Genomic DNA, 9,714 nt, shown 5'->3' with positions numbered 1-9,714 from the left:
TATAAAAATGATATTTTACAAACATTGTAACAAAATATAGAATCATAATCATCGATTCTGAGTGATTCCTTTGTAACCTTGTTAAATAATTTATATAGGGCGAAACGTAGGATGATTTATATCCTTTATTTATGTAAAATAAAGGATGAGGATTTGAAAAGGGGAGATTGCATGATCTATAACAAGTTGGTAAGGGATAAAATTCCTACAATCATTGAGCAGTCTGGGAAAATAGCAATACATAAAAAACTATCTAATGCTGAACATATGAAATTCGCAGCTCATAAACTTCATGAAGAAATCAAAGAGTACGAGGAAACAAACATCGATGAAGAATCACTCGAAGAACTTGCCGACGTACTGGAACTTGTCTATACGCTCGGGAAGATGCACGGTGCGAGTTTTGAAGAATTAAATCGCATTCGTGAGGAGAAGCGCGAGAAGCGGGGCGGTTTCGAAAAAGGTATCTTCTTGGAAGAGGTCCTTGATCATGAGTGAGTTACGTCTGCACACCAGTCATTTACGAATTCCATTACAGAATCAAATCAACGCGGCGACTGAAATTTATATGGTCGTCGCGTTTGCGCAAGTATCAGGTGTTCAAGAACTCACCGCTTCACTTAAAAACGCAGTCAATCGAGGTGCCCAAGTCCGGATTTTGATTGGGGATTATCTCTATTTGACGAACCCGGACGCGCTCGAGATGTTAATGAACATTCAAGGAGCGGAGCTACGGCTCTACCGCTCGAAGGGCCAATCGTTCCACCCGAAGGCGTATTTGTTCCGCACACAAGATGGAGGAACGTTCTTTGTTGGCTCGTCCAATCTGTCGCACAGTGCCTTGAATCAAGGCGTTGAATGGAACGTCGAGATTCCGGCAAGCATCTCAGAAGACGTGTTCGAGCAATCGGTCGATGCTTTTCACGAGCTGTTTTATAGTGAGTATGCTCAAATCATGAATCCAATCTCGTTACAGCCTTATCGCGAAGAGTATATGGCCCGTCAAGAGCGGATGAAGGAAGCTGAACAAGTAGCAGAGGCAACTCCGGTCTATATCGAGGACGACACGATCACGCCGAACACCGTCCAAGATGCCGCTTTGAAGGCGTTACGTGAAACGATAGAAGAGGGCAGACGGAAAGCGATGCTCGTGCTCGCTACCGGTTTAGGGAAGACATATTTAAGTGCCTTCTTCGCTCGACAGTTCAAACGGGTGCTCTTCATTGCTCATCAAAAAGAAATTCTGCTTCAAGCTGAGGCTTCTTATAAGAAAGTCTCGACTGAATGGAAAACGGGATTATTGCTCGGTGGTGACTCGAGAGGGGAAACGACAGCGGACGTCTTGTTCGCGTCGATTCAAACGTTGGCCTCCAAACATCGGATGCAACAGTTCGCGCCTGATCAGTTCGATTTGATTGTCGTCGATGAATTCCATCACTCGGCCGCGCCATCCTATCGTCGTGTCCTCGACTATTTCGAGCCGAAGTTTTTGCTCGGATTGACGGCGACGCCGGACCGACTGGATGGGGGAGAAGTTTACGCTCTCTGTGATGACAATGTCGCCTATCAAATGCACTTTACTGAAGCGATTGAAGAATCTTACTTAACACCGTTTCATTATGTCGGCATTTATGATGAAATCGATTATTCGCAAATTCGATTGATCAATGGCCGCCGTTATGACCAGGACGAACTATTGGCTGAACAGTTAAAGGAAAGTGTCGCTCAAAAAATCTTCGAAGCGTGGCAGATGCATCACCAGACGCGTGCGCTCGGATTCTGTTCTTCGGTCGCTCAAGCCGAATATTTAGCCGACTACTTCCGCCTCCAAGGCGTTCAAGCCGTCGCCCTACATAGCCAGACCGAATATGACCGAGCGGACGTCATCAAACAATTGAAGCAAGGACACCTTGATATCATCTTTGCGGTGAACTTGTTCAATGAAGGCGTAGACATCCCTGAAATCGATACGTTGTTGTTCTGCCGTCCGACCGAATCATTGACCGTCTTCACGCAACAGATTGGCCGTGGACTCCGATTGTTGAGCGGGAAGACGCATTGCACCATCATCGACTTGATTGGGAACTACAAGAACATCGACAAGAAGTTGGCGCTCTTGACGACAAAGCGACAACCAATTGTCAAAGCACTTCCGACAGAAGTCGATTTACCGTACGGATGCACAATCGAATTTGATTTACATGCCATCGATTTGTTGAAGCGGATGGTGACTCGATCTTCAACCCGCCAGCAGCAGTTAGAACGGAACTACTTCATGGTGAAAGAGGAACTTGGAAGACGACCGAGTTATATGGAGTTGATTCAACGAGGCGAGTACTCGATGGACGCCTATCGCTCTCTATGGAAGAAAGACGGGGGCTACTTCGGTTTCTTGAATCGAATTAGTGAGTTGGGAGAGGAAGAAAGTCATCTGTTTGAAGGTGCGAAATCATTGTTAGTCGAAGTTGAATACACCGACATGACGAAGAGTTATAAGATGATTGTACTATCGATCATGTTGAACCGCGGGCTAGAAGGATGGCTCGGACCACTTTCAGCGAGCGAGGCAGCTCGGCCGTTTTATGACTTCATCAATGCAATCCCGTACCGTCAACAGATTGACGGCCAGACAAAAGACTTCCAATCACCGTTCCATCAGCAAAGAATCGAAAAGTTACTGTTACGGATGCCTTTTGATAAAATAGCGAAAGGACCGTTCTTCGTCTCAGAGGAATCGCTACATATCGAGCATAACGAAGCGTATGCTCATCCTTTGGTTTACGAATGGGTCAGTCAAATCGTTGAAGTTCGACTGCATCACTACTTCAGTCGGAAAGCTTCAGAGTGATTGGGAAAGGAGTCTTTAACTTGAAACGCGCACTACTTCGCAAAATCCAATTCGCCCTCCAGCACTACGGTGGGACGGCGTCATTGAAAGAAATCTACGACTATATCGAAAAGTCGTATTATCAACTCGAGCTCGATCGCTACAAAGATTGGAAGGCTCACGTCAATAAACAGATTCGCGCCCATTCGAGCGATTCAGCCAGCTTCAATGGCAAAGATGACTTGTTTTATGCCACGGGAAATAAAGGGATCTGGGGCCTTCGCCAACCGAATATCTAACCGAAAGCGGAACCATTTCAGTTGGTTCCGCTTTCAAAGTTTACAATACGTCACACCCCCTTGTCACAGAATGTTCAATCCTGTAAAATTCGAAACAGTGTGAAAAAAATGTATAAGGGGTTACTTCATGGAAATCGTTCAGCAATTATCGCAAATGCAATTACTCAACCAATTCTGGTTACTTGTGGCCTTCATCATCCCGATGGTCATTTTATCGCGGATGGTCGTGGCCGGTTCACGGTTCTCACCAATCCTCGTCATCGTCATCTTCGGCCTCGGCCTCGGCTTCGCCATGGTCGAGATGGGCATCGCGACACCGGGTCTCCCTGAGTTCCCGCTCGTCGACTTCCTGTCGCGGACGACGATCATCGCGCTCGTTGTCTCATTCTTCGTCGGTGGGCAAGAGCTTCGTAAGATCTTAAGCAAGCAAGCGCTCGAGATGAAAGACATCGTCGTCCCATCTAAAGAAGAGATGTTCCTCGGAACAGGTCGGACGCAGTTCATCTTCATCGTTCGTTCGTTCTTCTTGCTCGTCGGACTCGAAGGGTTCTTCCGCATGATGATCCAACCGGGAACGGCAGAGGGCATCACGCTCTACTACCCAATCCTCGCGTTGATCGGTCTCGCGGCATCGTTCCTCTTGATCGACCATAAGGCACAGATCGACGACAAGCACGTTTATATGAAAAAGGGCTTGATCGAGACGGCGTTACTGCTCGTCATCTTGTTCATCTCGTACGCAATCGCCATGGCCGTTCAACCGGTCATCGCCTTGCCGCAAATCTTCTTTGCGATGCTTTTGTCATCAGCACTCGGTGCCATCTTCCAAAACTGGACGTACGGACCGACCGTCCGCGCGCTCTTGTTCGCCGGGATCCCGGTCGTGTTGGCGGCCAACTTCATGGTCGGTGGTTCGCGGATCGGTGACGCCTTCGCCATTGAAGGCATGAACTCGATTCTCGTTTACGGTTTCTTCGGTCAATTGTTCTGGATGTTCGGTGGGATCGCGCTCCTCATGTGGTTCGCCCGCACGGGGCACATCCGTAACCTCGCACCAGGTATGGCCGGTTCGCTGTCGCACAGTGGTCTCACAGGTGCATGTACGGCCGGTGACTTCGGTCAAGTGGCGGCAAAACGTGCGCCGATCATGATCAACATCCCGTTCTTCGGTCACATCTTCGTGTTCTCGATCTTGGCAGTCAGTGCCGACAACGGGGCGCTTTGGATCTGGCCGACGGCGATCATTGTCTTGGTCGGTCTCGTCTTGACGGCACTCGCGCTTAAAAACTTGCGCGGTGCGAACGGCGAGGACTTCAAAGAAGTGAAGGCGCTCATGCAGTTCTCGTTCGGTTGGCAGATGATGGCCGTCTTCGGCGGTCTCGTCATCCTCAGCTTCAGCACGATCGCATTCGACTACACGACGATGGCGCAATCGTCAGCCATCTCACACTTTGGCCTCTTCGCAGCGGTCCAAGGTGGCATGTTCGGGACGGAGGCATCACTTCTCATCCCGCTCATCTTCTCGATGCCGTTCCTCGTGCATCCGATCGTGTTCTTCATGTTCGGGAAAGCACTCGACAACAACGGCGAGATGCCGCGCGTACCCGTTTACGCGATGGCGCTCATCGGTGTCGTCGGCGTATCGTTCGCCATTCTCGGTATATAATAAACAGCCGCTTCTACACATGTAGAAGCGGTTTTTGTATGCCTGCTAGTCGGATAAGGGTTGCCAATGGTCGGGATCATGCTAAAGAGTGTACAGAAAAACGGCCGACACGAGGTCGACCGTCTGCTGATTAGTTGACTTCCGTCACATGGAGCACCGGTTTCGCCGTCACGTAGTTGGCTACGTTTTGGGCGAAGGCGATCAAGTCCGGGTTTTGGTTGTGCTGCTCGAGAGCGGCTTGGTCGGCCCAGTTCTCGATCATGACGAACCGGTTCTCTGACGTCGTCGACTGATAGAGCTCATAGCCTAGGCATCCTGCTTCTTGTTTCGACGAGTCGATGAGCTTGTTGATATCGGCTAAGAAGTTTTCGAACTCTGCTTCTTTCACATCAAAAATGGCGTTGACTAAGATCATGTTGAATTCCTCCGATTATTTGAAGTTTGTGATTTTTTCAGCGTCGAGACGGACTGATTTGTAGCCTGTTTCTGCCGCTTTGCCGACCGAGAGGATCATGACCGGCACGTAGCGGTCTTTGTCGAGTCCGAACGCTTCCGCCAATTGGTCTTTCTCAAAGCCGCCGATCGGGTTCGTGTCGTAACCGTGGGCACGGGCGACGAGCATGAACTGCATCGCTGCCAAACTTGAGTCGATTTTGACGATATCGTTCATCTCTGGCTTCGACAAGTTTTTGTAGTAAGGAATAAACATTTCCAACTGTCTGTCACGGACATCTTGTGGCATTTTGCCTTCCGCTACGGCTTGATCGTAGATCTCTTCGCCGAGTTCGTAGCATTCCATGTCACCGAAGATGAGCACCATCGCGGCCGACGTATCGTTTTGAAGCGTATTGAAGCGGATCAACGGTTTCAACGTCTCTTTTGCTTCCGGGCTCTCGACGACGACGAAGCGCCACGGTTGCATGTTGACTGAAGACGGGGCCGTCGTTGCTTCTTGGATCATCTCGAGCATCTCGAGTTGTGGGATCTTGACCGTTTCGTCATAGGCGCGGATCGACTTTCTGTCGAGCATTACGTCCGTTAATGTATTGTTTTCAAATGTAGTTGTCATAGTTAATCTCCTCTTTCTCTGTTCAAATAGTATTTAGCTTTTGTAATAGGGCGGATAGCTGTTGCATCTCCGACTCCGATAATACTTTGGCGATCAAATGGTTCGTCTGATCATGGTTTTGTTCACAGTGCTGCAACTCGCGTGCCGCCGTCTCCGTCAAGCGGACGAACACTTCGCGGTTGTTCGCGACGTTCCGTTCACGTTGGACATGGCCTTTCTCCTCGAGAATCTTCAAGTGACGGGTGATCGCCGCATTGTCGATCTTCATCTCTTGTTGGATCTCGCTTTGCGAGCAGACGCCTTTGTCGTTGACGACCATGAGCATCTCGTAGCGGGTCAGGCTGAAACCTGTCTCACGCTCGAACGATGTCGCGACGCGCTGGTCGGCGAGTTTGATTTGGTATAGCAACCGGCTCATCTCTCGTAGCTCCATTGCGTCCCACCTTTCATATTTGACTCATCAATCATTGACAAGTCAAATGTTAGCAAGTCGACCGCTGTCTGTAAAGCAAGACGACTCGAGAAAAGACACTACCGGATTAGTCAGCAGTGTCTCGCTCGATTTTCGTCCCATCAAATCGGTATTCGCTGATGAACGTCGTCTTGTCAAACCCATACAGGCGGTCGTGGCGGTTCAAGTCGTCGATCGTTTGGAGTGAATTGAACGACGGATCGCCAGATTGGGGTGTGCGTGACACGTTCAAATAACGCTCGGTGAAGTCGTCATCCTCATTCGGTGTCCCGTCGAACGAGAAATGGATCGACTTCACGTCGTCCTCGAGCAGACGGATGACGTCGAGCACGCGCTGTTTCTGTTCAGCGGTGTCGTTCCACGCTTCGTGCAGCATGACGGAGGCGCCTAAAAACGTCTCTGGATTCAATTCGAAGATGGACGTCGGTTCAGGCTTTGTCGTCACGTCGCGCATTCGCACCGCGTCTTCCGGTACGTTCGCCCGGACTGTCTCTTCACGTGACAAGACGTTCGCGGTGACGAGTCGGTCGTGTAGCGTCGTCTCGGCTTCTTTCACCCAGTAGGCGGGCATCACATCGTCATGGATCGAGCCGTCCCCATACGTCCGCGCGGAATACGTCCCGCGAAGCGGTGTCGTCTCCAGTTTGAACGTCGCCTTGTATCCAGTCAGTTTCCAGTCCTGTGATACGTCGACATCGACACGCTCCCCGTACGTGTCATAGATGTAGTCTGTATAGCGCTCCGTCGCTTCGCTTCTCCCGTACATCGATCCGGCGACGAGCAAGCCGACTGCGCCAATTAACAACCTTTTCTTCATTTTCTGTTCACCTCTACTACAATGTACCCGAAAAGACCGAATCCCGTCTCGGTCCAAAGTCGTATTCTATTTATTCCCAATTCCCTGTAAACTGAAAATGCCCTCTAAGAACTATTGCTATTACGTGTACTAATACATATAATACACTTATACCACGTTTACAAGAGAGGGTGTGACCCATGTTATATAAGATCGATATGAAAAGTGCGGAACCTTTATATGAACAAATCGTCAATCAGACGAAAGCGCTCGTTATCCGCGGCATCTTGCGACCGGGCGACAAAGTCATGTCGGTCCGTGAGCTCGCGACGGACCTCGTCATCAATCCGAACACCGTCAGCAAGGCGTATCAAGAGCTCGAGCGGCTCGGTTTGCTCGAGATGCATCGCGGGCGCGGGACGTTCGTCTCGATGGACTGGGTTGACCAAGACGCGTCACGAGCGCCGGTCGTCGCAGCCATCCAAAAGCTCGCCATCGACTGCCATTACGCGAACGTGTCGCTTAAAGAAGCGATGACGCTATTTGAGACAGAGTATAAGAAAGTAGGGGAGAACCATGCTGACAGTACAGCAACTGAGTAAGAGAATCGACCGCCAGACCGTGCTCGATGCGATCGACTTCTCGGTCAGACCAGGAGAGATCATCGCCCTCGTCGGTCGTAACGGGGCCGGCAAGACGACACTCCTCCGGACGATGGTCGGCATCATCCGACCGGACACCGGGGACGTCCGCTACGGGCCATCGAGCATTTTTGAGAAAGCTGAATTGAAGCGGGACGTCATTTTCGTTCCGGATTCAGCCGACGCGCTCAAACATTACACCGTCAACGAGGCGATGGATTTATACGCCTCGATCTATCCGTCGTTCGACCGGGCGGCGTTCACCGAGACGCTCACGCGCTACAACATCGGTAATAAAAAGATCCGTCAGTTGTCTAAAGGGCAGAAGGCGATGGTGACGCTGTCGCTCGCCTTCGCCGTCAAAGCGAGCTATTACCTGCTTGACGAACCGACCGATGGACTCGATGTCGTCGCCAAGGCCGACGTCTTGAAACTGATGATCGCCCAAGTCGAGGCACGCAACTGCTCAATCATCGTCTCGAGCCACCAGCTGCACGAGCTCGAACGGATCGCCGACCGCATCATCATGATCGAGAAGGGACGGGTCAAAGCGATCATGTCGCTTGAAGAGGCTCGTGAGTCGAGCGTCAAGCTGCAAGTCGTCTTCAACGACCAAGTACCCGTCGAACTGCTCGAACGAAAAGATATCGAAATCATCAACGTGACGGGACGCGTCGTCTTGTTCATGGCGAAAGAACGGACGCAAGAGCTCGACACGTTCGTCGACGCCCACGACCCGATGCTCGTCGAAGAGATCCCGATGTCGCTCGAAGACATTTTCCGGGTCCAATTAGGAGGTGAGGCAAGTGTCATTTAACGTGTTGTTGAAAAAAGATTGGAAACAAGTGTCGTTGTTATGGATTTTGCTCGTCTTCCTTGGGATTGTCGCGTACACGCTCCCGGTGTGGACACAAATGCAGTCGTTCGATGAACAAGTTCAGGACATTCAAATGAATCCGGACGAGTATGCTGAGTGGTTTAATGGTGATGCGTCGAACGCATCAGTTGAAGAGTTGTTCAACCCGCAATCTAGTTACTGGATTGGCGATTTACAGACACTCATCCCGTATGGTGGAGTCATCTTTCTCTATATCATCTTCGGCTTCTTGATGGCGTCTGTCTTGATTGGCAGTGAACGCAACAGCCAAATGTCTGACTTTGCGATGTCCCTCCCGTTCAACCGGAACCAGTTGTACATATCGAAATGGTTGATTGGGACGAGCGGCATCGTCGTCTCGACACTCCTTGGTGGACCGCTCATGCTTTGGATGATCCATGCGTCACGCTATTCGTTCTTAATTGAAGGACATTCGTTGAAAGTCGCAGCGCTCGTTGGTTTTATGCTATTGACCGGAATTGCTGTTTTCTCGTTGGCGTTATGGATGGGTTCGTTTGGCGGGGAGGCAATCTCGCAAGTGCTCTGGTCGGTCGTCGCACTATTGTTCCCTGTCGGCATCTTATTGCTGATTCAAGGATCGGTCATATCGTTCACTCAAAATACAGAGCGCGTATATAGTGTATTCGAACGTGCGATTGAAAGTGTGTTCTTGCGCGTGATTTCACCGCTTGCGAATGTAATTAACGTCGACACGTATAACTTATATACAGACAACAGCGTGTGGCAAGAGTTCCTAGCCGTTGCTCCATTAAGCGTACTTGCTTTTATTGTCCTATCGTTTGGATTCGGACTCCTTACATTCAACCGGGCCCCGCAAGAGAACAACGGCCGCTTCTTCATGTTCTCGAACTGGCTCTGGTTCGTTCACCTGATGATGGTGCTTTGTTTCGCCATGCTTGGTGGGATTATCTTAGCGAATATCGCGTATTCGACGAACAGCATCCTTTACGTCATCGGCTTCTTGATCGGCGGCTTCCTCGCCCACTTGCTCGCCAAACGCCTGCTCTACCGCTTCAACCTGCAACTCAAATCTTAAGGAGGACGTA

General features: G+C 50.2%; 11 protein-coding genes. 7 read left to right on the top strand and 4 right to left on the bottom strand.

Annotated features, from left to right (window positions below; genetic code table 11):
• Nucleotides 1–171 precede the first annotated feature (171 nt).
• From EVJ30_RS12105 to EVJ30_RS12090, 4 genes are all read left to right on the top strand, one after another.
• Nucleotides 172–498 carry a nucleoside triphosphate pyrophosphohydrolase gene (locus EVJ30_RS12105; protein ID WP_131469287.1) on the top strand — a complete coding sequence of 109 codons (327 nt, stop codon included), beginning with the start codon at nucleotides 172–174 and terminating at the stop codon, nucleotides 496–498.
• Nucleotides 491–2,848: a DEAD/DEAH box helicase family protein gene (locus tag EVJ30_RS12100; RefSeq protein ID WP_131469285.1), complete on the top strand. Its 2,358-nt coding sequence runs from the start codon at nucleotides 491–493 to the stop codon at nucleotides 2,846–2,848. The genes EVJ30_RS12105 and EVJ30_RS12100 overlap by 8 nt, the downstream gene beginning before the upstream one ends.
• A 20-nt stretch (nucleotides 2,849–2,868) precedes the next feature.
• On the top strand, nucleotides 2,869–3,126 hold the full coding sequence (locus tag EVJ30_RS12095; RefSeq protein ID WP_131469283.1) for a hypothetical protein: 258 nt from the start codon (nucleotides 2,869–2,871) through the stop codon (nucleotides 3,124–3,126).
• 127 nt (nucleotides 3,127–3,253) lie between these two features.
• Nucleotides 3,254–4,792 carry a hypothetical protein gene (locus tag EVJ30_RS12090; protein WP_131457452.1) on the top strand — a complete coding sequence of 513 codons (1,539 nt, stop codon included), beginning with the start codon at nucleotides 3,254–3,256 and terminating at the stop codon, nucleotides 4,790–4,792.
• Between the two features lie 130 nt (nucleotides 4,793–4,922).
• On the opposite strand, the gene EVJ30_RS12085 is transcribed toward EVJ30_RS12090, so the two are convergent.
• The 4 genes from EVJ30_RS12085 to EVJ30_RS12070 form a co-directional block, all read right to left on the bottom strand.
• Entirely contained in the window at nucleotides 4,923–5,207 is a 285-nt protein-coding gene (locus tag EVJ30_RS12085) for a putative quinol monooxygenase (RefSeq protein ID WP_070327752.1), read from the bottom strand.
• A 15-nt stretch (nucleotides 5,208–5,222) separates the two neighbouring features.
• The gene (locus EVJ30_RS12080; protein ID WP_070327751.1) at nucleotides 5,223–5,861 is read right to left on the bottom strand and encodes a nitroreductase family protein; all 639 of its coding nucleotides are present in this window, start codon (nucleotides 5,859–5,861) and stop codon (nucleotides 5,223–5,225) included.
• 22 nt (nucleotides 5,862–5,883) lie between these two features.
• On the bottom strand, nucleotides 5,884–6,294 hold the full coding sequence (locus EVJ30_RS12075; protein WP_131469281.1) for a MarR family winged helix-turn-helix transcriptional regulator: 411 nt from the start codon (nucleotides 6,292–6,294) through the stop codon (nucleotides 5,884–5,886).
• Nucleotides 6,295–6,400: 106 nt separating this feature from the next.
• Nucleotides 6,401–7,150, bottom strand: coding sequence for a hypothetical protein (locus tag EVJ30_RS12070; RefSeq protein ID WP_131457448.1), 750 nt, complete (start codon nucleotides 7,148–7,150; stop codon nucleotides 6,401–6,403).
• Nucleotides 7,151–7,329: 179 nt separating this feature from the next.
• Here EVJ30_RS12070 and EVJ30_RS12065 point away from each other — a divergent pair, with 179 nt between their 5' ends.
• The 3 genes from EVJ30_RS12065 to EVJ30_RS12055 are packed head-to-tail and all read left to right on the top strand — an operon-like array spanning nucleotide 7,330 to nucleotide 9,704.
• Nucleotides 7,330–7,731 (top strand): GntR family transcriptional regulator, encoded by a 402-nt coding sequence (locus EVJ30_RS12065; protein WP_016510027.1) that lies wholly within the window; start codon nucleotides 7,330–7,332, stop codon nucleotides 7,729–7,731.
• On the top strand, nucleotides 7,706–8,587 hold the full coding sequence (locus EVJ30_RS12060) for an ABC transporter ATP-binding protein (RefSeq protein ID WP_070327748.1): 882 nt from the start codon (nucleotides 7,706–7,708) through the stop codon (nucleotides 8,585–8,587). The genes EVJ30_RS12065 and EVJ30_RS12060 overlap by 26 nt, the downstream gene beginning before the upstream one ends.
• Nucleotides 8,577–9,704, top strand: a complete 1,128-nt coding sequence (locus EVJ30_RS12055; protein WP_131469279.1) for an ABC transporter permease subunit — start codon at nucleotides 8,577–8,579, stop codon at nucleotides 9,702–9,704. The genes EVJ30_RS12060 and EVJ30_RS12055 overlap by 11 nt, the downstream gene beginning before the upstream one ends.
• The last annotated feature ends 10 nt before the right edge of the window (nucleotides 9,705–9,714 follow it).

This window comes from Exiguobacterium sp. SH5S13, from assembly GCF_004337085.1.
Classification (GTDB): domain Bacteria; phylum Bacillota; class Bacilli; order Exiguobacteriales; family Exiguobacteriaceae; genus Exiguobacterium; species Exiguobacterium aurantiacum_A.
This window is presented reverse-complemented; position numbering and strand designations above follow the sequence as displayed.

Coding starts and splice junctions, on each gene's coding strand:
- EVJ30_RS12100 (WP_131469285.1), top strand. CDS start 491: ATGAGTGAGTTACGTCTGCACACCAGTCATTTACGAATTCCATTACAG.
- EVJ30_RS12075 (WP_131469281.1), bottom strand. CDS start 6,294: ATGGAGCTACGAGAGATGAGCCGGTTGCTATACCAAATCAAACTCGCC.
- EVJ30_RS12065 (WP_016510027.1), top strand. CDS start 7,330: ATGTTATATAAGATCGATATGAAAAGTGCGGAACCTTTATATGAACAA.
- EVJ30_RS12080 (WP_070327751.1), bottom strand. CDS start 5,861: ATGACAACTACATTTGAAAACAATACATTAACGGACGTAATGCTCGAC.
- EVJ30_RS12070 (WP_131457448.1), bottom strand. CDS start 7,150: ATGAAGAAAAGGTTGTTAATTGGCGCAGTCGGCTTGCTCGTCGCCGGA.
- EVJ30_RS12060 (WP_070327748.1), top strand. CDS start 7,706: ATGCTGACAGTACAGCAACTGAGTAAGAGAATCGACCGCCAGACCGTG.
- EVJ30_RS12090 (WP_131457452.1), top strand. CDS start 3,254: ATGGAAATCGTTCAGCAATTATCGCAAATGCAATTACTCAACCAATTC.
- EVJ30_RS12085 (WP_070327752.1), bottom strand. CDS start 5,207: ATGATCTTAGTCAACGCCATTTTTGATGTGAAAGAAGCAGAGTTCGAA.
- EVJ30_RS12105 (WP_131469287.1), top strand. CDS start 172: ATGATCTATAACAAGTTGGTAAGGGATAAAATTCCTACAATCATTGAG.